Genomic DNA, 22,641 nt, shown 5'->3' with positions numbered 1-22,641 from the left:
ATGCCGGACGACGACAGGACACTGCGGTACCTCAAGCGCGTCACCGCCGAGCTCCAGGCCGCCCGCGAGCAGTTGCGGCAGGCGGAGCGGCGTACGCACGAGCCGGTCGCGGTGGTGGGCATGGCCTGCCGCTACCCCGGCGGGGTGACCTCCCCCGACGGCCTGTGGGAGGTGGTGGCCGCCGGGCGCGACGTGGTCGCGGACTTCCCCGAGGACCGGGGCTGGGACCTGGAGCGGCTCTTCCACGACGACCCCGACCACCCCGGCACGACGTACGCGAGGGCGGGCGGTTTCCTGGCGGGCGCCACGGAGTTCGACGCGGAGTTCTTCGGCATCGGCCGCACCGAGGCCCTCGCGATGGACCCGCAGCAGCGGCTGCTCCTGCAGACCGTCTGGGAGTCCCTGGAGGACGCGGGCATCGACCCGGGCGCCCTGCGCGGCTCGCGGACGGGCGTGTTCGTGGGGACGACGGGCCAGGACTACGCGCAGCTGGCGCGCTCGGGCCCGCAGGAGCTGGAGGGCTACTGGGGCATCGGCTCCGCGGGCAGTGTGCTCTCCGGGCGCGTCTCGTACGTCATGGGGTTCGAGGGTCCGGCCCTGACCGTCGACACGGCGTGTTCGTCGTCGCTGGTGGGGGTGCACCTGGCGGTGCAGGCGCTGCGGAACGGCGAGTGCTCGCTGGCCCTCGCGGGCGGTGTGACGGTGATGTCCACGCCGGGTGTGTTCACCGAGTTCAGCAGGCAGCGCGCGCTGTCACCGGACGGCCGGTGCCGTTCGTACGCGCAGGCCGCCGACGGCACCGGCTGGGGCGAGGGCGTCGGGATCGTCCTGCTGGAGCGCCTCGGCGAGGCCCGCCGCAACGGCCATCGCGTCCTGGCGGTCGTCGCCGGGTCCGCGGTCAACCAGGACGGCGCGAGCAACGGTCTGACCGCCCCGAACGGCGGCTCCCAGCAGCGCGTCATCGCCCAGGCGCTCACCGCGGCGCGGCTGCGTCCCGACGACATCGACGCGGTGGAGGGGCACGGCACCGGCACCACGCTCGGCGATCCCATCGAGGTCGACGCCCTCGCGGCGGTGTACGGCCGTGAGCGGGCCGCCGGGCAACCGCTGCGGCTGGGTTCGCTGAAGTCCAACATCGGGCACAGCCAGGCCGCGGCGGGCGTCGGCGGACTCATCAAGATGATCCAGGCGCTGCGTCACGAAATGCTCCCCAAGACCCTGCACGTGGACCGGCCCACCCCCAAGGCGGACTGGTCGGGCGGCGGCATCTCCCTGCTGACCGAGGCCACCCCGTGGCCGCGCGGCGAGCGGATACGCCGAACCGGGATCTCCTCGTTCGGCATCAGCGGCAGCAACGCGCACGTCGTGGTGGAGGAGGCACCGCTCGACGCCTCCCCGGACGCCGGGCCGCTGCCGACGACCCGGGAACTGCCCGTGGTGCCCTGGATGCTCTCGGCCAAGACGCCCGCCGCCCTGCGCGCCCAGGCCCGCCACCTGCACACCCACCTCACCACCACACAACCCCACGCCACCCCCACCCACACCGGCGCCGCCCTCGCCCACACCCGCGCCCACTTCGACCACCGCGCCACCCTCACCGGGACCACCCGCGCCGAACTCCTCGCGGGCCTCGCGGAGTTCGGTGCGGGGCGGCTGCCGGGCAACGCCGTCGTCGGCGTGGCGGCGCGGGGGCGCAGGACCGCCTTCCTGTTCTCCGGGCAGGGCTCCCAACAGGCGGGCATGGGCAGCCAACTCGCGGCCGCCCATCCGGTGTTCGCTGACGCCCTGGACGCGGTCAGCGCGGAGCTGGAGCGCCATCTGGAGCTGCCGCTGCGCCAGGTGATGGACGCCCCCGACGGCACCGCGGAGGCGGAGCTGCTGCACCGCACGGACTGGACGCAACCGGCGCTGTTCGCCCTGGAGGTGGCCCTCTTCCGGCTCGTCGAGTCGTGGGGTTTCACGCCGGACTTCCTGCTGGGCCACTCCGTCGGGGAGCTGGCGGCCGCGCATGTCGCCGGGGTGCTGTCCCTGGCCGACGCGAGCACCTTGGTCGCCGCGCGCGGCCGGCTCATGCGGGCGCTGCCGGAGGGCGGTGCGATGGTCGCCGTGGAGGCGACGGAGGACGAGGTCCTGGCGAGCCTGCGCGAGGAGGACCCGCTGGCCGTGGCGGCCGTGAACGGGCCCCGCTCGGTCGTCGTGTCCGGCGCCGCCGACCCGCTCACGGCCTGGCTGCGGCCGTGGCAGGAGCAGGGCCGCCGCACCCGTCGGCTGCGCGTCAGCCACGCCTTCCACTCGCCCCTCATGCGGCCGGCGCTCGCGGAACTGGCGGACGTGGCCGGGGGGTTGAGCTACCGCGCGCCGACCGTGCCGATCGTCTCCAACGAGACCGGGACCTTCGCCGCCCCGGCCATCCTGGCCACGCCCGGCCACTGGGTCCGCCACGCCGAGCGCCCCGTCCGCTTCCACGACGGGATACGCCTGCTGGAGGGCGCCGGGGTGAGCGCGTTCCTGGAGCTCGGGCCGGGCGGGGTGCTCACCTCGATGACCCGGCACTGCCTGCGGGAGCCGGGCTCCGCGGTGCTCGCCGCCGCCCTGGACGGGCGCGCGCCCGAACCGGCCGCGCTCGTGACCGCGCTCGCCGAGCTGCACACCCATGGCGCGTGCGGCGACCTCGCGGCCCTCCTCCCCCGGGAAGCGGCTCGCCAGGTGTCCCTGCCCACGTACGCCTTCCAGGGACGCCGGCACTGGATCGACGTGCCGCAGACCGTGCGGGACACGCGGGCCGACCCGGCCGTACCGGACCAGGGGGACGGCGGCGCCGCAGAGCCGATCGGCCAGGAACCGCAGGAATCTCAGGAGTCCCAAAAACAGGACGTGCTTCAACTGGTGTGCGCCCAGGCCGCCTTGACCCTCGGATACGAGGACGGCACCGGGATCGACCCCGAGCTGACGCTGCTGGAGCTGGGCCTGGACTCGCTCGGCGCCGTCCGCTTCCAGCGACGTCTGGCCACGGTCACCGGTCTGGACCTGCCGGCCACCCTGCTGGTCGACCACCCCACCCCGGCGTCCCTCGCGGAGCACCTGCGGCCGCTGCTCGACCCCGCGGCCGAGCACCCCGCGCGGGGACCGGCCGACCGGCTCAGGGACCTGCACCGGCAAGGGCGGCTGGCCGAGGCCGTACCGCTCCTTCGGGCCGCCGCCGAGGACCGGCCCGTCTTCCGTGCGGCCGAACAGCCCTCCGGTCCGCCGGAGTCGGTGCTGGTCTCCGACGGGCCCGCCGCACCCGTCGTGGTGTGCGTGCCGTCCTTCCTGGCCGGGTCGGGCCCGCACCAGTTCGCCCGGTTCGCCGCCGGATTCACCCACCGGCCGCGGATGTCCGCGCTCACCCTGCCCGGCCTCGGCGCCTCGCCGCTGCTGCCCGGCTCACTGCGCGCCGCGGTCGAGGGCCTGGCCGACGCCGCGCTGCGCACCGCGGCCGGCGCCCCGCTCGTCCTCGCCGGGCACTCCGTCGGCGGTGCCCTCGCACACGCCGCCGCCGCGTCCCTGGAACGCGCCGGGCACCGCGTCGAAGGGGTCGTACTGATCGACACGTACGAACCGGAAACCGCCCAGCAGCGGGCGGTGTTCGCCTGGGCGATGGGCCGCGTCCTGGACCGGGACGGCGCGCCCGCCGCCCTCGACGACGACAACGTCACGGCCATGGGCGGCTACCTGCGGCTCTTCGACGACTGGACGGCCGACCCGCTGACGGCGCCCGCGCTGCTGCTGAGCGCCGAGCGGGGCCCGGACGCGCCGGACGCGGCGGGCTGGCGGCTGTGGCGGGCCGCGGACACCGTCGCGACCGTCACCGGCGACCACTTCTCGCTCCTCGAAGAGGACGCCGCCCACACGGCGCGCGCCGTCGAGGACTGGCTTCGAAAGGAACTGTCATGCAGCCCGTCGGCATAGTCGACTTCGGCAGCCATCTGCCCGAGAACGTGGTGGGGCCCGAGTTCTTCCTGGACGAGACCGCCCCGGTGGACCCGCTCGCCGACACCCCGCTGTTCCGCGTGCCGCCGACCCGCCACCACGTCGCCCCCGGCGAACGGGCCGCCGACATGATCGCCAAGGCGGCCCGGCCGGTCTTCGAGCGCCTCGGCAAGGAGCCCGCGGGCCAGGTCGACGTGCTGCTGACGAACGTCCTGCTGCCCGACGAGCCGTTCATGGGCGTCGGCGCGCAGGCCGCGCACGCGCTGGGCATCGACCCCGAGTGGATCGTGGACCTGCACAACGGCGGCTGCGCCTCGTTCCCCTACATGCTCGCGCTGGCCCAGAAGATCATGGCCGACGGGGCGGCGCGCACCGCGTTGATCGCCAATGTGCAGAACACCGCGGGCCAGATGTTCGCCCAGTCCGAGGTGCGCAAGCTGTCGCACGCGCCGATTCCGGGCGACGGCTGCGGGGTGGCCTATCTGGAGGCGGGCGCGGGCTCGCCGATCCTCGGGGTACGGACCCGCAGCATCCCCGCGTACTCCGTGGACCTCGGCATCAAGACGTCGGACGGGCGCAAGTACTGGGAGCCGGGCGAGGGGCAGATGGACATCGCCTTCGACGCCGGCAAGGCGGCGGAGATCCTCCAGCGCGGCAACACACTCGTGCCCGAGCTGGTCGAGAAGCTCTGCTCCGACCTCGGGGAGCGGCCGTCCGACATCGACGTACTCGTCACCAACCAACCCAACCGCATCTTCCTGAAGAACTGGCGCCAGGCCCTGGGGCTGGACGAGGCGCGGCACCTGGACACCTTCGACCGCTGCGGGAACCTGTACGGCGCCGCCGTGCCCGTCACCCTCGACCGGGCGGCCCGCGCCGGGGAGCTGCGCGACGGCGACCTCGTGGTGATGTCGGGGTTCGCGCACGCCGGTGACTTCGCGGCCGCCGCGGCGGTGCGCTGGAACGGGGCCTCATGAGCGAGTCGTCCGGGCGGGCCGGGGAGTTGGACGTGATCGTCGTCGGGGCACGCTGCGCCGGGTCGACGCTCGGCGCCCTGCTGGCGCGCCGCGGGCTGCGCGTCGCCGTCCTCGACCAGGCCACCGAGATCCGCTCGACCCTCTCCTCGAACATCCTCCAGGCCGACTCGCTGGCGTTCCTCGACCGCCTCGGCGTGCTGGAGCGCCTGCGCGCGGCCGGGGTGCGGACCATGAGCCACGTCGACATGCGGCTGGAGGACTTCCGCTGCCGGGCGGCGTTCCCGCAGGAGCCCGGTGACGTCGGCGGCGCAGCGTGCATCCGACGCGAGGTCCTCGACCCGGTGCTTGTGGACGCGGCCCGCGCGTCCGGCGCCGAGGTGCGCCTGGGCACCCGGGTCGTCGGAGTGATCCGTGAGGGCGGCCGCGTCGCGGGGGTACGGGCGGTGTCGGGCGGTGCGGAGACCTCGCTGCGGGCCGCCCTGGTCGTCGGCGCGGACGGGCGGACCTCGAAGGTCGCCGAGGTGTGCGGGTCCCGGATGTACCACGTGAGTCCCGGTGAACGCAGTTACTACTGGACGTACTTCGAGGGAGCGGACATCGGTGAGCGGCCGACGTTCGTCTTCCACCGGTGGGGCGACCGGCACATGCTGGGCGGCCCCGCAGACAACGGCCTGTACATCGTGGGCGTCTCCCCGCAGCGGCACGAGCGGGAGAGTTTCCGCGCCGACCTCGACGCCAACGTCCGTGCCCACGCCCTGCGCTGCCCGCCGATCGCCGAGGCCGTCGCCGGGGCCACCAGGGCGAGCAGGATCTACGGCATCCGGCGCTTCTTCGGCTACTTCCGGGAGGCGGCCGGGGCCGGCTGGGTGCTGCTCGGCGACGCCGGGCACTTCAAGGACCCGGCGGGCGGGCGGGGCATCGGCGACGCGTTCCACCAGGCGGAGCGCCTGGCCGGCGCGGTCGCGGACGCCGTCGGGTCGGGCGCCCGGCTCGACCGCGCGACCGCCGACTTCGGCCGCTGGCGGGACCGCGCGTACGCGCAGTACTACGGCCTGGCCGCCGATCTCGGCGTGGCCGGCCCCCTCGCCGGCGTCGTCCCGCGAGTGGTGCGCTCCCTGCACGCCCGGGGCGAGGTCGACGGCGTCCTGAACCTGCTGAGCCACCGGGCCTCCGTCCTGGACGTCCTGACCCCGGCGCGGGTGCTCGGCGCCACGGGCGGGCACCTGCTGCGCGCCCCCGGCGGGCGGCGCGCCGCCCTCACCGAGCTGGGGCGGCTCGCGGCCACCGAGGTCCGGCGCCGGAACGCGATGCGCAGGCCCGTCTTCCAGAGCGGCCCCCAGCCGCGCCCCGTACAGCAGGACACTCCAGAACCGGAGCCGAGCCGATGACCCGTACCCTCCCGCACGCCGCCGAGCGCGGCCAGCTGCCGCCCCCCGGCGTGGAGCTGCGTTTCGAGCAGACGGTGCCCCGCTCCCTCGCCCACCGCAGGCAGGTCGGCGAGGTGTTCGTCACCGACTCCGCGCAGCAGACCGACGACGACTTCCACCTCGCCTTCCAGATCCCCCGCGCCCACAGCCTCTGGTCGGATCAACGACCCGGGTCACACGACCCGTTCGCGTCCGCGGAGGCGGCGCGGCAGGCCATCTTCGTGCTGCTGCACCGGCATGTCGGGGTGCCCGTCGGGCTCCCGTTCAGCCTGCAGCGCATCACGCTGCGGGTGACGGACCCGCAGGCGTACGCCCACGACGGGACGTCCGCCCTCCAGGGGTATGTGCACTACCGGGTCGCCGAGCGGCAGGGCAAGGGCTCCGACGTGGTGAGCATGGTCCTGGAGGGCGCCATGGAGATCGGCGGGCGCCCGGCGATGACGCTGAGCGCGGTGCTCGCGTTCATGTCGCAGGAGGACTACGACATCTTCCGGGCCTTCCAGCGGGCGCGGAAGCCGGTGGCCGACGCCCGCCCCACCCCGGCCCGGCGGCTTGCCGCCGCCCTGGTGGGGCGTGAGATCCCGCGCAACGTGGTCATCGGCCTGCCGGCGCACGAGGCCGAGCCGGTGCCGGCGGACCCCGCGGCCGGCGGGACGTCCGCGGAGGGCGGGCCCGGGGACGGCGCGTTCCGGTATCTGCTCGCCGCCGACCCGCACCATCCCGCCTTCTTCGACCACGAGTACGACCATGTGCCGGGGCCCCTGATGGTCGAGGGCATGCGGCAGGCCGCCGTGGCCGCGGCCTGCCGGTCCGGCGCGCTGGCCGCGCCGCACGCCCTGGCCGTCGGCTGCGAGGCCGCCTTCCTCGACTTCGCGGAGTTCGAGGCCGACCTGGTGCACGAGGCGCGGGTCGGCGCCGCCGGGGCGGACGGCCGCATCCCGGTGGCCGTGGTCCTGCGGCAGTTCGGCAGACCGGTCGTCGAGGGCCGCATCGACCTGCTTCCCGACGCGACCCCGCGTCCCCCATCAACCGCGCGAGCGCACGGAGTCTGATCCATGGCAGTGGCACACACAGGTGACAGCACGACGAACCGGCGGCGCGTCGCCGTCGTGGGAGCCGGTATCTCCGGCCTCACCGCGGCGCTCCGCCTCGACCTCCTCGGATACGACGTCGAAGTCATCGAGGCGGCCGAGACCCTCGGCGGCCGCTTCGGCGTCGACAAGCTCGGCGACCGGCCGGTCATGACCGGCGGGAAGAACATCGGCCGCCGCTACCACACCTTCCGCCGGCTCACCTCGGAGCTCGGCGTGGACACCTACGAGTCCTTCGGCTACAACGCCTCCCGGGTCAAGGACGGCGAGATCCTCACCCTCGACAGCGAGCGGCGGAGCCAGACGCTGAAGAACATCCGGCGGATGGGCTCGGCCCGCGACTTCGCGCGGATGGCGGCGATGGCGGCGCGGATCCGCGCCGACGAGCGCAACCGCTTCCTCGGCTCGCGCTACTTCAGCGGCGTCTCGCGGCGCCACGACCACGCCCCGCTCGCCTCGTTCTTCGGCCGCGAGATGACGGACATGCTGGTGCGGCCCATGGTCATCCGCAACAACGGCGCCGAACCGGACGAGGTCTACCCCGGCACGTTCGGCACCAACCTCGCGATGCTGATGGACCACTACGACCAGCTGACCGGCGGCATCCAGCCCGTCCTCGACGCGTTCGCCAAGCGCGTCCCGGTGCGGCTCGGGGCCACGGTGGAGGGCGTGGAGGTCCGTGACGGCAAGGTCGCCGGGCTGCGCGTGGCCGAGGCGGGGGCGCCCGCGCGGATCAGCGACTACGACGGCGTGGTGCTGGCGACCCCGGCCCACGCGACCGCCGGCATCCTGCGCTCGGCGCGGCCCGCGCTCGCCCGCCGCCTGTCGGACGTGAACTACTTCCCGGCCACGGTGGTGCTCGTCGAGTACGACCGGCCGGTCTTCGGACCCGAGGTGCGGGCGCTGGCCATGGACGACGGGCCGTGCAGCAACGCCGGTTCGTACGGGATGGAGGACCGGCACATCGTCCGCTACACCTACAGCGGACGCGAGGGACGCCTGAGCGACTTCAGCCCCGAGAACATCGACCGGCTGACCGGGCAGACCGAGGAGCGCCTGGTGAAGTATCTCGGGGCGCCGCGCGCCGAGCGCGTCAACCTCCTGGTCAGGCACTGGGAGGCGGCCTACAGCGGCTATCTGCCGCACCACGCCGACTTCCTCGCCGAGGTGCGCCAGGGCGTGGCGGACGTGGCGGGCCTGGAGCTGGCGGGCGACTACATCCAGGGTGTCTCCATCGAGGCGTGCGCCCGGACGGGCCGTGCCGCGGCCGGCCGGCTCGCCGCCCATCTCACCTCGCCCTCGGCGCCCGCGCGGGCGGCGGCGTGAGCGGCCCGGGCGACTGGGCGGTGGTCACCGGTGCCTCGTCGGGCATCGGTGAGCACCTCGCCCGGGGCCTGGCCGCGCGGGGGTACGGGCTGTGGCTCGTCGCCCGCTCCACCGACGCCCTGGAGCGGCTCGCCGGGGAACTGCGCGAGCGGCACGGCGTGCCGGTGCGCGTGCGGACCTGCGACCTGGCGGACCCCGCGGCGCGGCAGGCCCTGCTCGCCGAGCTGGCCGGTGAGCCGGTGACCGTGCTCTGCGCGAACGCGGGCTTTCCCACCTGCGGGCCGTTCGGCGACAACGACCCGGCCAAGGAGAGCGCCCAGGTCCAGGTCAACGTCGTCTCGCTGCACGCGCTGACGCGGACGCTGCTGCCGGGCATGCTGGCCCGGGGCCGCGGCGGGATCCTGGTCACCGGTTCGACCGCGGGCTGCCAGCCCGTGCCGACCGCGGCGACCTACTCGGCCGGCAAGGCGTTCGCCAACACCTTCGCCGAGGCGCTCCACGTCGAACTGCGCGGCACCGGGGTGCACTGCACCCTGCTCGCCCCCGGCCCCGTACGCACCAACTTCTACGCGGTGGGCGGCATGCCACGGCTCCAGGAGCGCTCGTTCCTGGCCTGGCTGACGCCCGAGCGGGTCGCCGAGGCAGGCCTGCGCGGCCTGGCCCGGGGGCGCCGTGTGGTGGTCCCCGGACCCGTGGCCAAGGCCCAGTACCTCGCGGGCCGGCACACCCCGCGCCCGCTGCTCTTCCCCGTGCTGCGCGCGGTGGTGCTGCCCGTCTTCCGCAACGCGCGAAGCGGCTCCCGCCCGCCGGTCCGTACTCCCGACGTCCGCAAGTGAGAGGCACTGCCACATGGACGGCAAGAAGCACCGTTGGTTCATCCTCGGGGCGTCGCTGATACCGCTGGTCGCGGTGTTCGGCGCCATGGCCCTGCTGTGGAACGAGATATTCGGCTGGTCGGACGTGGTGGTCCTGGTCATCATGTACGCCATCTCCGGCTTCGGCATCTCCGCCGGCTACCACCGGATGCTCACCCACCGCTCGTTCGAGACCTACAAGCCCATCCGCGTGGCCCTGGCCACCGCCGGGGTGATGGCCGGGCAGGGCCCGCCGCTGATCTGGGCGGCCCACCACCGCAAGCACCACCGCGTCGCCGACAAGCCCGGTGACCCGCACAGCCCGCACCTGGACTTCGAGCCGGGCTTCAAGGGCACGCTGGCCGGTCTGTGGCACGCCCACCTGGGCTGGCTGTTCGACGTCGATCTCACCTCCGACCCGATGCGCTACTGCCCCGACCTGGTGCGCGAGAAGCCGCTGCGCTGGCTCAGCGAGAACCTCCTGCTGGTCACCGCATCCAGCGTCGTGCTGCCCGGCCTCATCGCCTACGCCCTCACCGGCGGCGACTGGCGGGCCGGGCTGACCGGCATGCTCTGGGGCGGTCTGGTGCGCATCTTCCTCATCAACCACATGACGTACGCGGTCAATTCGGTCGGGCACGTCTTCGGCCGCCGCCGCTTCGACACCACCGACCAGTCGCGCAACGTCGCCTGGCTCTCCATCCCCTCCTTCGGCGAGGCCTGGCACAACAACCACCACGCCTTCCCGCGCTCGGCGCGCCACGGCATGAAGTGGTACGAGGTCGACCTCTCCGCGATCCTCATCTGGAGCCTGGAGAAGACCCACCTCGCCTGGAAGGTCGTGCGCATCGACCCCGAGCGCATGGAGATGCGCGAGGCGGGTGTCAGCCGCGTCGACGCGTCCGCCGCGGACAAGCGGGAGCTCCTGGAGACCCAGCAGAACATCGCGCCCATGGCGGAGCGCCGCCGCGAGGCCCGGGAGGCCGACGCCTCGCTGGTGGACGTGGAATAGCACGGCCGCCGCACGAGCAGACGAACAGACGGGGATCACGCACATGGAGTTCTTCCACGCCCTGACCAACGGGGCCTCGCACGGCGTGCTGCACGAGTGGACGGGCGAGGAGTTCGAGCACACCCCCTGGCGCGATGTCGTCAGGGACGCCCACGGCATGGCCGCCGAGCTGCGCACGCTCGGCGTCGGCCCCGGTACCCGGGTCGCCGCCATCCTCACCAACACGCCCGACACGGTGCGCGGTCTGCTGGCGGTCTGGCTGGCCGGCGGTGCGGTGGCCTCGCTGCCGCTGCCCACCCGCGGCCTGAGCCAGGAGGCGTACGGCGAACAGCTGGTGGCGCTCTCGGCGCGCCTCGACCCGACGCTGCTCCTGGTCGACGACTGGCTCACCGCGATGGTGCCGGAGCGGCTGGCCAAGGAGCTGCCGGTCCGCGGCTGGTCCGCGCTGCGCGGCGCGGGGCGCATCGAGCCGAGCCCGCCGGGCCCGGACGACATCGCCTTCATCCAGTACTCGTCGGGGTCCACCAGCACCCCCAAGGGCTGCGCGCTCACCACGCGCGCCATCGAGCAACAGCTGCGGATCATCCTGCATCTGACCGGTGGCCGGCCCGGCGCCGACACCGTCGCCTCCTGGCTGCCGCTCTCGCACGACATGGGGATGTTCGGCTGCCTGCTGTACTCGTGGGCGTACGACTTCGACTTCGTGCTGTCCTCGCCGGACCGGTTCGGGATGGCTCCGCGCACGTGGTTCCGGGACATGTCGGAGTACGGGGCGACGATGACCGCGGGCACGAGCACCGCCGTGTATCTCGCAGCGCGGGCGCAGGGCCGCGGGACGCTGCCCAAGGAGCTGAGGCTGCGGGCGGCCGTGATCGGCGCGGAGCGCGTCGACTGGGACACGCTGACGGCGGCGACGGAGAAGTTCCGGCCCTTCGGCCTGTCCGACACCGCGTTCCAGCCCGCGTACGGCATGGCGGAGGCGACGCTCGCGGTGACGGGCAAGCCGTGGGCGCAGGCGCCCAGGGCGCTCGCCTTCGACGGTCCCGCGCTCGTCGAGGGCTCGGTGATCGAGGTGGCGCCCGACCATCCGAAGGCGACCCGGCTGGTCTCCAACGGCGTGACACTGCCCGGGGTGTCGGTGCGGGCGGGCAGCGGCGGCGGCGTCTCGGAGATCCTGGTCTCCTCGCCCAGCCTGGCCAGTGGCTACTACGCGGACCCCGAACGCACGGCCGCGCGCTTCCAGGACGGTCGGCTGCGCACCGGCGACCTCGGGTTCGTGCGCGACGACGAGCTGTACGTCCTCGGGCGGGCCGACGACATGCTCTCGGTGGGCGGCCGGAAGGTCTACGCCTCGGAGATCGAGTCGGCGGTGGACTCCTTGAAGAACGTCCGCAAGGGGTGTGCGGCGGTGGTCGACGCGGGTGACTCGGGCATGTCCCGGCTGGTGCTGATGGTGGAGCCCCAGGGCAATCCGAAGGACTTCCGGCCGATCGCCGAGGAGGCCGCGTCGCTGGCCCTGGAGAAGGCCGGGGTCGCCCTCGCGGAGTGCCTGTTCCTGGCGCGCGGGGTGCTCCCGAAGACCCCCAGCGGGAAGATCCAGCGGTTCCGCTGCCGTGCGCTGCTCGACGAGGGGCGGCTGATCCCCGTGGCGCGGGTGACGTTCGACTGACGTGCCAGGCAGACCCCGGGGGCCGCAAGGCCCCGAGGACCTCAAGGGAGGCGACCGGCGATGAGCCATTACAAGTCACATCTGGAAGATGTGGAGTTCAACCTCTTCGAGGTCCTCGGCCGCGAGGAGTCCTACGGCCGCGGCGCCTTCGCGGGCACCACGGCCGAGACCGCGCGCGACCTGCTCGGCGAGGTGGAGCGGCTGGCCGTCCAGGAGCTGGCGGACGCCGCCGTCGAGGCGGACCGCACCCCGCCGGTGTACGACGCGCGGGCCCGCACGGTGACGCTGCCGGAGTCCTTCAAGAAGGCGTACGCCCGCTGGACGGAGTCCGGCTGGCACCTGATCGACCTGCCCGAGTCGCTCGGCGGGGCGGGGGTGCCGCCGTCGCTGCGCTGGGCGGTCGCCGAGCTGGTGCTGGGGGCCAATCCGGCGCTGTACATGTACCAGTCGACCGCCGGCTTCGCGAAGATGCTCGACAGCCTCGGCACACCGGAGCAGCGCGGGCTCGCCCGGCTGCTCGTCGGGCGCGCGTGGGGCGCGACGATGGTCCTCACCGAGCCGGAGGCGGGCAGCGATGTGGGCGCCTGCCGCACCAGGGCCGTCCGGCAGCCGGACGGCAGCTGGCACATCGAGGGCGTGAAGCGGTTCATCACCTCGGGCGAGCACGACCTTTGCGAGAACATCCTGCACTTCGTGCTGGCCCGCCCCGAGGGCCACGGCCCCGGCACCAAGGGGCTCTCCCTGTTCGTGGTCCCGAAGTACCTCGTGGCCGATCCGGGGACGGGGGAGCTGGGCGCCCGCAACGGCGTGTTCGCCACCTCCCTGGAGAGCAAGATGGGCCTGAAGGCCTCCGCCACCTGCGAGTTGACGTTCGGCGCGGAGATCCCCGCGGTGGGCGAGCTGCTCGGTGAGCGGCACGACGGCATCCGGCAGATGTTCCACATCATCGAACAGGCCCGGATGGTCATCGGCACCAAGTCGATGGCGACACTCTCCACCGGCCACCTCAATGCCCTGGAGTACGCCAAGATCCGCACCCAGGGCGCCGATCTGACCGCCCTCGCGGACAAGTCGGCCGCACGGGTGCCCATCCTGCGCCACCCCGACGTGCGCCGCTCCCTGCTCCTGCAGAAGGCGTACGCGGAAGGGCTGCGCGCCCTCGTCCTGTACACGGCCACCGTGCAGGACCAGATCGCCGAGGCGCGGGCGGCGGGCGCCCGCGACGACGCGGCGCACGCCCGCAACGACCTGCTCCTGCCGATCGTCAAGGGTTACGGCTCCGAACGGGCCTGTGAACAGCTGGGGCACGCGCTGCAGGTCCTCGGCGGGGCGGGTTACACGCAGGACTTCCCGCTGGAGCAGTACATCCGCGACACCCGGATCGACACGCTGTACGAGGGCACCACCGCGATCCAGGGCATGGACCTCTTCTTCCGCAAGATCGCCCGGGATCAGGGGGCGGCCCTCGACTCGCTCCTCGCGGAGGTGGCGCGGACCGCGGCCGCCGCCCCGGACAGCGGTGAACTCGCCGACGCGCACCGGCTTCTCGGCCGGTCCGTGGCGCAGCTGCGGGCGATGGCGGAGGGCCTCGGCGGGCATCTGCTGGCGTCCCTGGCGGAGCCTGCCGCCGTCTACCAGGTGGGGCGCGGCACGACCCGGTTGCTGATGGCGGCGGGTGATGTGCTGGTGGCGTGGCTGCTGCTGCGGCAGGCGGGTGTGGCGGCCCTGCGGCTGGCGGAGCCCGGGGCGGGGGTGCGGGCGGCGCGCCGCTCCTTCTACCGGGGGAAGGTGGCGGCGGCGGTGTTCTTCGCGCAGGAGGTGCTGCCGCTGGTCGCCGCCCAGCGGGAGATCGCCGACCGCGAGGACGGCGTCCTCATGACCCTGGACGAGGACGCCTGGTAGGGCGCCCGCGGTGGGCTCCGGCGACGGGCTGGTCAGGCGGTCGCGGGCCGCCGCCCGGCGGCGACCTCCGCGCTCACCTCGCGCAGGACGCCGAGGAGGGGCTCGCGGTCCTCGCGGAAGTAGAAGTGGCCGCCGGGCAGGGCGCGCCGGCGGGTGACGCGGGTCAGGTGGCGGGCCCAGCCCGCGCTCTCGCCGGCGAGGCGGTGCTGCTCCCCGGTGCCGCACAGCAGGGTCGTCGGCACCTCCAGCGGCGGCTCGGGCTCATGGACGTACGTCTCGAAGACGCTGATGTCGGCGCGGAGCGGGCCGAGGACCAGCCTGCGCAGCCGCGCGTGCGCGTGGACCTGCTCGGGCAGCGGGCCCCAGCGCGCCTCGGCCGCCGTGATCAGTTCCTCGTCGGGGAGGGTGTGCAGGGAGCCGGCCGGGCCGCCCCTGCCGAAGGAGTGCGGGGCGGGGCAGGAGGACAGGATCAGGTGCTTGGGCCGTCCGCGGCCCTCGCGGCGCAGCGCCCTCGCCGTCTCGTACGCCAGGAGGCCGCCGAAGCTGTGGCCGAACAGGACGTAGGGCGCGGTGAACACCGCCTCGCGGACCAGGGCGGCGACGAGGGGGCGGAGCGCGGTGTGCGCGGGCTCCGCGAGACGCGCCGAGCGCCCGGGGAGCCGCACGCCCCACAGCTGAACGTCCGTCAGTTCGTCGGCCCACGGCAGGTATTCGTCGCTGGATCCGCCCGCGTGCGCGAACACGTAGACGTTCAGCGGCGCCTCGGGGCGCTCGCGGCGGCGGACCAGCCACGGCGTCGGTGCGGTACGGGGGTCCATGGGGGCCTCGAGGCGTCAGGGGCGGCGGTGGCCGTCACCGGGTCACCAGGTCTACCACGGGCCCGGTCGCCGTCACCCGGGTGGCCCGGCACGCGGCGCCCCGCCCGGCACTCCGGCGCCGGCGTCAGGCCTGGTACTCGGTCAGGTCGATGCCGTGGACGCGCAGCGCATGGCCGGACCGCGGGTGCGTCGTCTCGCGCTCCAGGACCATGCCGAGCTTGCGGGCCACGTTCTCCGAGGCCTGGTCCTGCGCCCGGTGGATGCACACGACCCGGTCGAGTCCGCGGTCCTGGAGGGCGAACTCCAAGGTGGCCTGGGCCGCCTCGGAGGCGTACCCCTGGCCCCAGAACTGCGTGCCGAGGCGCCAGGCGATGGCCGCGTCGGACGCGGCCTCCGGCAGGAACTCGGGCACGAACAGGCCGGTGAAGCCGGCCAGCTCGCCCGAGGCGAGGAGTTCGACGGCGAAGAGGCCGAAGCCCTCGTCGTCCCACTCCTCCTGCCAGCGCTCGATGTCCTGCGCCGTCTGCTCCAGGTCACGCACGCGACCGTCGTCGACCAGGCGCATGACCCGCGGGTCCGCGTTGATCTCCGCCATCGGCGCGAGGTCGCTGTCGTGCCAGGGGCGGAGGAGGAGGCGGGGGGTGCGGATCTCGGTCATGCACCCCATCCTGCCCAAGGGAGGCGCCCCACCGGTAATCGGCGCTCCCCCGCACCCTCACCGTGTGAAGCCGATCACTGCCGTGGCCGCTCCGCCGCGCCGACGTACGCCGCGAGGTGCTCGCCGGTGAGGGTGGAGCGGGCGGCGACGAGGTCGGCGGGGGTGCCCTCGAAGACGACGGTGCCGCCGTCGTGGCCCGCGCCGGGTCCGAGGTCGATGATCCAGTCGGCGTGCGCCATGACCGCCTGGTGGTGCTCGACGACGATGACGGACTTGCCGGAGTCCACGAGCCGGTCCAGCAGGCCGAGCAGCTGTTCGACGTCGGCGAGGTGGAGGCCGGTGGTCGGCTCGTCGAGGATGTAGACGCCGCCCTTCTCGCCCATGTGCGTGGCGAGCTTGAGGCGCTGCCGCTCGCCGCCGGAGAGGGTGGTGAGCGGCTGGCCAAGGGTGAGGTAGCCGAGCCCGACGTCGGCGAGCCGCCGCAGGATCTTGTGGGCGGCCGGTGTGCGCGCCTCGCCCGCGTCGAAGAACTCCTCGGCCTCGCTCACGGACATGGCGAGCACCTCGCTGATGTCGCGGCCACCGAGGCGGTACTCCAGGACCGACGCCTCGAACCGCCTGCCCTCGCAGTCCTCGCAGGTCGTGGAGGTGCCGGCCATCATCCCGAGGTCGGTGAAGACGACGCCCGCGCCGTTGCAGGTGGGGCAGGCGCCCTCGGAGTTGGCGCTGAACAGCGCCGGCTTCACGCCGTTGGCCTTGGCGAACGCCTTGCGGATCGGGTCGAGCAGCCCCGTGTACGTGGCGGGGTTGCTGCGCCGGGAGCCCTTGATCGGGCTCTGGTCGACCGAGATCACGCCCGCGTCGGCGGGCAGGGACCCGTGCACGAGGGAGCTCTTCCCCGATCCGGCGACGCCCGTGACGACGGTGAGCACGCCGAGCGGGATGTCGACGTCGACCTTCCGCAGGTTGTTCGCCGTCGCGTTCCGGATCTCCAGGGCGCCCGTGGCCTCGCGCACGCTCTTCTTGACCGCCGCCCGGTCGTCCAGGTGGCGGCCGGTGATCGTCTCGGAGGCCCGCAGCCCCTCCAGGGTGCCTTCGAAGCAGACGGTGCCACCCGCCTGGCCCGCGCCGGGGCCGAGGTCCACGACGTGGTCGGCAATCGCGATCATCTCCGGCTTGTGCTCCACGACGAGCACCGTGTTGCCCTTGTCCCGCAGGCGCAGGAGCAGGTCGTTCATGCGCTGGATGTCGTGGGGGTGCAGGCCCGCGGTGGGCTCGTCGAAGACGTAGGTGACGTCGGTGAGCGAGGAGCCGAGGTGACGGATCATCTTGACGCGCTGGGCCTCACCGCCGGAGAGGGTGCCCGCAGGCCGGTCGAGGGCGAGGTAGCCGAGGCCGATCTCCACGAACGAGTCGAGGGTCTGGCGCAGTGAGGCGAGCAGCGGGGCCACCGACGGCTCGTCGAGGTCGCGCACCCATGCCGCGAGGTCCCTGATCTCCATCGCGCACAGGTCGGCGATGCTCCTGCCGCTGATCTTGGAGGATCTGGCTCCCTCGCTGAGCCGGGTGCCGTCGCACTCGGGGCAGGTGGTGAAGGTGACCGCCCGTTCCACGAACGCCCGGATGTGCGGCTGGAGCGCTTCCTTGTCCTTGGCGAGGAACGACTTCTGGATCTTCGGGATCAGGCCCTCGTAGGTGAGGTTGACGCCGTTGACCTTGACCTTGACCGGTTCGCCGTAGAGGAAGGCCTGCAGCTCCTTCTTGGTGTACCGGCGGATCGGCTTGTCCGGGTCGACGAAGCCGGACTGGGCGTAGACCTGCACGGTCCACTGGCTGTCCGACTTCCAGCCGGGGATGGTGAACGCCCCCTCGGCGAGCGACTTGGAGTCGTCGTAGAGCTGCGTGAGGTCGATGTCGGAGACCTTGCCCCGGCCCTCGCAGCGCGTGCACATGCCGCCGGTGCGCTGGTAGGTCGCCTTCACGGTCTTCGTCCTGGCCGCGCCGCGTTCCACGGTGATACCGCCGCTGGCCCGGACGGAGGCGGTGTTGAAGGAGTACGCGCTGGGCGGGCCGATGTGCGGTTCGGCGAGCCGGCTGAAGAGGATGCGCAGCATGGCGTGGGCGTCGGTGGCGGTGCCGACCGTGGAGCGCGGGTCGGCGCCCATCCGGCTCTGGTCGACGCTGATGACGGTGGTGAGCCCGCCGAGGACGTCGACGTCGGGCCGCGCCATGGTCGGCATGAAGCCCTGCACGAAGGCGCTGTACGTCTCGTTGATCAATCGCTGCGACTCGGCGGCGATCGTGTTGAACACCAGTGAGCTCTTGCCCGAGCCGGAGACGCCCGTGAACACCGTCAGCCGGCGTTTGGGGATCTCGATGCTGATGTCCTTGAGATTGTTCTCGCGCGCGCCGTGCACACGGATCAGGTCGTGGCTGTCGGCGGCGTGCGGCGCGGACGGCCGCGGGGCCGTTCTCGGGGCCTTGCTCATCGTGTCGTGTCTCCCTGTGTCGTGCGGCGCCGCCTGCGCGGCTCTTCCCCCTGCGTCGTACGGCGCGCCGCCTGCGCGGCTCGGTCACGCTAGCGGTGGCCCGAGCGCGGCGCTTCTCCATTCCTGATCTTTCCGCTCACTCGTTCGGCACCGCGGCCCGGCGCCGCGGTCACCGACAGGGTGGAGGCGGAGGTTACTCGGTCCCGGGGGTCTTGCGGGTGGTGACGTTCATCCGGTTCCAGGTGTTGACGGTGAAGATGAGCGCGATGAGGTGCGCCAGCTGCTCCGCGTCGAAGTGCCGGGCCGCCTCGTCGTACACGGAGTCCGGCACCCCGTCGGGCAGCAGGGTGACCGCCTCGGTCAGGGCGAGCGCGGCACGCTCCTCGGCCGTGTAGAGGCTGGACTCCCGCCAGCCGCTGAGCTGGTAGATGCGGTCCTCGGTCTCCCCCGCCCTGCGGGCGTCGCCGGTGTGGTAGTCGATGCAGTACGCGCACCGGTTGATCTGCGACGCGCGGATCTGGACGAGTTCGAGGAGCACCGGGTCGAGGCCCTCGCGGGCCGCGGCGTCCAGGGCGAGGACGGCCTTGAAGACCTTGGGGGCGACGGTGGCGAAGTTCATGCGCTGCGGAATCTGAATCGCTGTCATGACCAGAACTCTAGGAGCCGATTAGCCCCCGGGTATGGTGCATTCTTGTGGCACATCAATGGGGCAATTCCTCGGGCGGGCGCGGGTCCCCGCCGCCGGACACGGGTGCGGGAACCGACTTCCACCTGGAGCTCAGCGGCACCGGCGCGCTGCGCGAACAGGTGATGCGGGCCCTGCGCGAGGCGATCGGCACCGGCCGGCTGGCCCCCGGCACCCGGCTGCCCCCGTACCGGAGTCTGGCCAGGGATCTCGGCATCGCCCTCAACACCGTCGGCGACGCCTACGGCGAACTGGTCGCCGAGGGCTGGCTCACGGCGCGGCAGGGGTCGGGGACCCGGGTCGCCCGGCGCAGCACCCCCCTGCCGCCGGACCGCTCGCGCCGTTCGGCGCCACCGGTGCGCCGCCCCGCCCACGACCTGATGCCGACCTCGCCGGACGCCGCCATGTTTCCCCGCGCGGCCTGGCAGACCTCCTCGCGCCGCGCGCTCAACGCGGCACCCAACGACGCTTTCGGCGTGGGTGATCCGCGGGGCCGCGTCGAGCTGCGCACCGCGCTCACCGAGTACCTCGCCCGGGCCCGTGGTGTGCGTACCGCTCCCCACCGGATCATCGTCTGCGCCGGATTCGCCCACGCGCTGCAGATGCTCGGGCGGGTCCTGACGGGTGACGTGGCCGTCGAGTCGTACGGACTGGGCTTCCACCGCTCGCTGCTCACGGCGGCCGGGCGGCGCACCGTCCCGCTGGCCGTCGACGCGCGGGGAGCCGTGATCGACGAGCTGCCGGGGACGGGGGCCCGCGCGGTCCTGCTCACCCCCGCCCACCAGTTCCCGACCGGGGGGCCGCTGCATCCCGCGCGCAGGGCCGCCGTGATCGACTGGGCGCGGGCCGGCGGGGGGCTCGTGGTGGAGGACGACTACGACGGGGAGTTCCGCTACGACCGCCAGCCGGTCGGCGCCGTCCAGGGCTTGGACCCCGACCGCGTCGTCTACATCGGCTCGACCAGCAAGAGCCTGTCGCCCGCCCTGCGCATTGGCTGGATGGCGGTGCCGGACCACCTCGTCGACGACATCCTCGCCGTCAAGGGCGCCCGCGAGCTGTGGACCGGCGCCCTGGAGCAGCTCACTCTGGCCGACTTCATCGTCTGCGGCGCCTACGACCGGCACGTGCGCCGGATGCGGCTGAACTACCGGCGCCGCCGCGACCGGCTGCTCGCCACCCTCGGGGCGCGGGCCCCGCACATCGGGGTCGGCGGTATCGCCGCGGGGCTGCACGCCGTACTCGACCTTCCGCCGGGCAGCGAGGCGGCGGCGGTGCGCGCCGCGTCCCGCCGGGGCCTCGCCCTCGAAGGCCTGGCCGCCTACCGCCACCCCGACAGCGCCATGCCGCCCCGCGACGGCCTCGTCATCGGCTACGGCACCCCGCCCGACCATGCCTTCGACGCCGCTCTGGAGGCCCTGTGCCTGGCCCTCCCGGACCCGGTACCGGCGGGGGATGTGCCCGATACCGGCCGGGGCGCACGACGCTGATGAGGCAGAATGCTCCCCCAGGGGCCGGTTGTGTGTGCGTGGGGGTATGTGTGCTTCTCGTCGATCTGAACGTGGTCGCGCCGCGTGAGCGGGCGGAGGCGTTCCATCACGCGCTGACCGACTCGTCGGTGCCCAACGACGTCGTCCACGAGGAGCCCGAGGCCGGCATCCACGCGCGCATGGAGGCGTGGCGGGTGGGCGGACTGGACCTGTTCGCCACCCGCAACTCGGGGTTCGAGGTGCGGCGCACGGAACGGCACGTGCGTCACCACCGGAGCAACCCCGTCGTCTCCGTCTCGCTGCAGACCGAGGGGACGCACCGCGCCGAAGTCGGGGGTACGCGAAGGATGCTGGGCCGGGACGACATCTGCGTCTTCCACGAACTGTCGTCCCGCGTGTACGGCTGGTCCGGGGACGGCGCCTCCCAGGCCATGATGTTCGACGCGAACCGCCTCGGCGTGCCGCCGGAGGTCGTCGAGAGGGCGTCCCAGCGGCTGCCCGCCAGCCCGCTGTACGGCCTGGTCCTGAACCATCTGCGCGAGGTGTGGCGCGATCCGGCGCGCCTGGAGGGTGACGCGGGCGCGCCGGCGCTGGCGAGCGCCACCACGGAGCTGGTCCGCGCGCTGCTCCTGTCGGCCGCGCACGCCGAGGACGCCCCGGCGGTCAGGTCGGTGCTGGACGAGACGCTGTTGACCCGGGTCAGGGCGTACGTGCGCCGGCACCTCGCGGACCGGGACCTGACGCCGGAGCGGATCGCGGCGGAGCACGCCATCTCGGTGCGCGGGCTGTACGTCCTGCTCGGCGACGCGGGCATCAGCCTGGAGCAGTGGCTGATCGGCGAACGCCTCGCGAAGGCACGGCAGATGCTGGCCGCCGCGCGCTACGACCGGCTCACCGTCGCCGCCGTCGCCGCCCGGTGCGGGTTCAGCAGCCCGAGCCACTTCAGCCGCCGCTTCCGGGCGGAGTACGGCATGACGCCGGGCGAATGGCGGCGCCGGCGCGCCTGAGCCCCGGGCGCGGTCAGGCCGCGTGCAGGGGCCCCGGGCGCGGTCAGGCCGCGTGCAGGGCGGCGTGCAGGGTGTCCGTCACCTGGATGCGTGCCGCTTTGGACGCGTCCGTGCCGCGCAGCGGGTCGAACAGCACGAAGCCGTGGATCGTCCCGTGGTAGCGGACCGACACCACCGGTACGTCCGCCTCCCTCAGGCGGGCCGCGTACGCCTCCCCCTCGTCGCGCAGGACGTCGGCCTCGGCCGTGAGGACGAGCGCCGGCGGCAGGCCGCGCAGGCTGTGGACGGGCGCGCGCAGCGGCGAGACCGTGCCGTGCGTCCGGCTCGCCGGATCCGGGGCGTACTGCTGCCAGTAGCGCCGCATGGTGGCCCGGCTCAGGAAATAGCCCTCGGCGAACTGCCGGTAGGACGGTGTGTCCATCGCCGCGTCGGTCACCGGACACACCAGCACCTGGTGGCGCAGGCGCGGCCCGCCGCGCTCTTGGGCGAGGAGCGTGAGGGCGGCCGCGTGCTGGGCTCCCGCGCTGGCTCCGACGACCGCCATCCGGGCCCCGTCGAGCCGCCACTCCCCGCCGTGCCGGGCGATCCAGCGGGCGACGGTGTGCGCCCGCTCCACGGCACCGGGATGCCGCGCGTCCTTCGGGCCCTCGTACTCCGGGACGACCACCGCGGCGTCCGCCCCCAGCACGAGGTCGGCCACCAGCCGTCGATGGGCGTAGGCGTCGGTCGTCATCCAGCCGAGCCCGTGCAGGTACAGCACCACCGGCAGGGCGTCGTCGCTGCCGGCCGGGCGCAGGATGCGCACCCTGATCCGGTGGCCGTCGCCTCCCGGCAGCGCCAGCCACTCCTCGTCGACGTCCGGGTCGTCGCGGCCCTCCCCGTCCCACAGGGCGGCCATGCGCGCCCTGGACTCCCCCGCGTCCGCGTCCGTGTCCGGGGCGGCGGGCCAGGCGTGGTCCCGGAGGAAGGCGCGTGTCCGTCGTTCGAGGGCAGGTCTCTCCCCCATGGCTGGGGCGTCTTCTTGCACGGGATCTCCTGCGCGGGGACGGGACACGGGCCGTTCGAAGGCGCCGCCGCGCACTGACGGCCGGACGAGCGGGCGCTCGGTGCCGCAAGCGGCTCTGCCGGCACGCGGCACCCACCCTAGGCGGTCGGCGCCGGGAACCGGGCGGGGCCACCGTACGCATCCGTGCCGCTGCGTGCACAGTTCGCGGGGCGCCGGCCCGAAATGCCGTGCGGCGCGCGGCATTCGCGGCGGACCCGGGCCGAA

General features: G+C 73.7%; 16 protein-coding genes. 11 read left to right on the top strand and 5 right to left on the bottom strand.

Annotated features, from left to right (window positions below; translation table 11 throughout):
• Genes ACZ5GP_RS33465 through ACZ5GP_RS33425 form a run of 9 tightly spaced genes read left to right on the top strand, consistent with a single transcriptional unit; the run spans position 1 to position 14,227 of the window.
• A complete protein-coding gene (locus tag ACZ5GP_RS33465; RefSeq protein WP_468754431.1) occupies positions 1 to 3,948 on the top strand; it encodes a type I polyketide synthase in 3,948 nt (1,315 codons plus the stop codon).
• The gene (locus tag ACZ5GP_RS33460) at positions 3,930 to 4,946 is read left to right on the top strand and encodes a 3-oxoacyl-ACP synthase III family protein (protein ID WP_468754430.1); all 1,017 of its coding nucleotides are present in this window, start codon (positions 3,930 to 3,932) and stop codon (positions 4,944 to 4,946) included. Before ACZ5GP_RS33465 ends, ACZ5GP_RS33460 begins: the two co-directional genes overlap by 19 nt.
• Positions 4,943 to 6,334, top strand: coding sequence for an NAD(P)/FAD-dependent oxidoreductase (locus ACZ5GP_RS33455; RefSeq protein ID WP_468754429.1), 1,392 nt, complete (start codon positions 4,943 to 4,945; stop codon positions 6,332 to 6,334). The genes ACZ5GP_RS33460 and ACZ5GP_RS33455 overlap by 4 nt, the downstream gene beginning before the upstream one ends.
• Positions 6,331 to 7,425, top strand: coding sequence for an AfsA-related hotdog domain-containing protein (locus ACZ5GP_RS33450; RefSeq protein WP_468754428.1), 1,095 nt, complete (start codon positions 6,331 to 6,333; stop codon positions 7,423 to 7,425). The genes ACZ5GP_RS33455 and ACZ5GP_RS33450 overlap by 4 nt, the downstream gene beginning before the upstream one ends.
• Before the next feature lie 3 nt (positions 7,426 to 7,428).
• The gene (locus ACZ5GP_RS33445) at positions 7,429 to 8,790 is read left to right on the top strand and encodes a protoporphyrinogen/coproporphyrinogen oxidase (RefSeq protein ID WP_468754427.1); all 1,362 of its coding nucleotides are present in this window, start codon (positions 7,429 to 7,431) and stop codon (positions 8,788 to 8,790) included.
• A complete protein-coding gene (locus ACZ5GP_RS33440; protein ID WP_468754426.1) occupies positions 8,787 to 9,626 on the top strand; it encodes an SDR family NAD(P)-dependent oxidoreductase in 840 nt (279 codons plus the stop codon). The genes ACZ5GP_RS33445 and ACZ5GP_RS33440 overlap by 4 nt, the downstream gene beginning before the upstream one ends.
• 13 nt (positions 9,627 to 9,639) lie before the next feature.
• Positions 9,640 to 10,656: an acyl-CoA desaturase gene (locus tag ACZ5GP_RS33435; RefSeq protein WP_468754425.1), complete on the top strand. Its 1,017-nt coding sequence runs from the start codon at positions 9,640 to 9,642 to the stop codon at positions 10,654 to 10,656.
• 43 nt (positions 10,657 to 10,699) lie between these two features.
• On the top strand, positions 10,700 to 12,325 hold the full coding sequence (locus tag ACZ5GP_RS33430) for an AMP-binding protein (RefSeq protein WP_468754424.1): 1,626 nt from the start codon (positions 10,700 to 10,702) through the stop codon (positions 12,323 to 12,325).
• Between the two features lie 60 nt (positions 12,326 to 12,385).
• Positions 12,386 to 14,227, top strand: coding sequence for an acyl-CoA dehydrogenase (locus ACZ5GP_RS33425; protein WP_468754423.1), 1,842 nt, complete (start codon positions 12,386 to 12,388; stop codon positions 14,225 to 14,227).
• 32 nt (positions 14,228 to 14,259) lie between these two features.
• Here ACZ5GP_RS33425 and ACZ5GP_RS33420 read toward each other — a convergent pair whose 3' ends face one another.
• From ACZ5GP_RS33420 to ACZ5GP_RS33405, 4 genes are all read right to left on the bottom strand, one after another.
• On the bottom strand, positions 14,260 to 15,045 hold the full coding sequence (locus tag ACZ5GP_RS33420; RefSeq protein WP_468754422.1) for a thioesterase II family protein: 786 nt from the start codon (positions 15,043 to 15,045) through the stop codon (positions 14,260 to 14,262).
• 124 nt (positions 15,046 to 15,169) lie between these two features.
• Positions 15,170 to 15,703, bottom strand: coding sequence for a GNAT family N-acetyltransferase (locus ACZ5GP_RS33415; RefSeq protein WP_468754421.1), 534 nt, complete (start codon positions 15,701 to 15,703; stop codon positions 15,170 to 15,172).
• A gap of 74 nt (positions 15,704 to 15,777) precedes the next feature.
• On the bottom strand, positions 15,778 to 18,192 hold the full coding sequence (locus ACZ5GP_RS33410; protein ID WP_468754420.1) for an ATP-binding cassette domain-containing protein: 2,415 nt from the start codon (positions 18,190 to 18,192) through the stop codon (positions 15,778 to 15,780).
• Positions 18,193 to 18,385: 193 nt separating this feature from the next.
• Positions 18,386 to 18,838 carry a carboxymuconolactone decarboxylase family protein gene (locus tag ACZ5GP_RS33405; protein ID WP_468754419.1) on the bottom strand — a complete coding sequence of 151 codons (453 nt, stop codon included), beginning with the start codon at positions 18,836 to 18,838 and terminating at the stop codon, positions 18,386 to 18,388.
• A gap of 47 nt (positions 18,839 to 18,885) precedes the next feature.
• Here ACZ5GP_RS33405 and pdxR point away from each other — a divergent pair, with 47 nt between their 5' ends.
• Together pdxR and ACZ5GP_RS33395 are read left to right on the top strand one after the other, a co-directional pair.
• Positions 18,886 to 20,364, top strand: coding sequence for a MocR-like pyridoxine biosynthesis transcription factor PdxR (gene pdxR / locus ACZ5GP_RS33400; RefSeq protein ID WP_468754418.1), 1,479 nt, complete (start codon positions 18,886 to 18,888; stop codon positions 20,362 to 20,364).
• Between the two features lie 50 nt (positions 20,365 to 20,414).
• Positions 20,415 to 21,371, top strand: a complete 957-nt coding sequence (locus ACZ5GP_RS33395; RefSeq protein WP_468754417.1) for an AraC family transcriptional regulator — start codon at positions 20,415 to 20,417, stop codon at positions 21,369 to 21,371.
• Between the two features lie 43 nt (positions 21,372 to 21,414).
• Here ACZ5GP_RS33395 and ACZ5GP_RS33390 read toward each other — a convergent pair whose 3' ends face one another.
• On the bottom strand, positions 21,415 to 22,377 hold the full coding sequence (locus ACZ5GP_RS33390; protein WP_468754416.1) for an alpha/beta hydrolase: 963 nt from the start codon (positions 22,375 to 22,377) through the stop codon (positions 21,415 to 21,417).
• Positions 22,378 to 22,641 lie beyond the last annotated feature (264 nt).

This window comes from Streptomyces sp. NPDC031466 (assembly GCF_055581265.1).
This window is presented reverse-complemented; position numbering and strand designations above follow the sequence as displayed.

What these genes read in the sequence shown, in the direction of transcription:
- ACZ5GP_RS33445 (WP_468754427.1), top strand. Translation starts at nt 7,429, where the DNA reads ATGGCAGTGGCACACACAGGTGACAGCACGACGAACCGGCGGCGCGTC.
- ACZ5GP_RS33410 (WP_468754420.1), bottom strand. Translation starts at nt 18,192, where the DNA reads ATGAGCAAGGCCCCGAGAACGGCCCCGCGGCCGTCCGCGCCGCACGCC.
- ACZ5GP_RS33460 (WP_468754430.1), top strand. Translation starts at nt 3,930, where the DNA reads ATGCAGCCCGTCGGCATAGTCGACTTCGGCAGCCATCTGCCCGAGAAC.
- ACZ5GP_RS33390 (WP_468754416.1), bottom strand. Translation starts at nt 22,377, where the DNA reads ATGGGGGAGAGACCTGCCCTCGAACGACGGACACGCGCCTTCCTCCGG.
- ACZ5GP_RS33455 (WP_468754429.1), top strand. Translation starts at nt 4,943, where the DNA reads ATGAGCGAGTCGTCCGGGCGGGCCGGGGAGTTGGACGTGATCGTCGTC.
- ACZ5GP_RS33420 (WP_468754422.1), bottom strand. Translation starts at nt 15,045, where the DNA reads ATGGACCCCCGTACCGCACCGACGCCGTGGCTGGTCCGCCGCCGCGAG.
- ACZ5GP_RS33430 (WP_468754424.1), top strand. Translation starts at nt 10,700, where the DNA reads ATGGAGTTCTTCCACGCCCTGACCAACGGGGCCTCGCACGGCGTGCTG.
- ACZ5GP_RS33465 (WP_468754431.1), top strand. Translation starts at nt 1, where the DNA reads ATGCCGGACGACGACAGGACACTGCGGTACCTCAAGCGCGTCACCGCC.
- ACZ5GP_RS33450 (WP_468754428.1), top strand. Translation starts at nt 6,331, where the DNA reads ATGACCCGTACCCTCCCGCACGCCGCCGAGCGCGGCCAGCTGCCGCCC.
- ACZ5GP_RS33405 (WP_468754419.1), bottom strand. Translation starts at nt 18,838, where the DNA reads ATGACAGCGATTCAGATTCCGCAGCGCATGAACTTCGCCACCGTCGCC.
- ACZ5GP_RS33425 (WP_468754423.1), top strand. Translation starts at nt 12,386, where the DNA reads ATGAGCCATTACAAGTCACATCTGGAAGATGTGGAGTTCAACCTCTTC.
- ACZ5GP_RS33435 (WP_468754425.1), top strand. Translation starts at nt 9,640, where the DNA reads ATGGACGGCAAGAAGCACCGTTGGTTCATCCTCGGGGCGTCGCTGATA.
- ACZ5GP_RS33415 (WP_468754421.1), bottom strand. Translation starts at nt 15,703, where the DNA reads ATGACCGAGATCCGCACCCCCCGCCTCCTCCTCCGCCCCTGGCACGAC.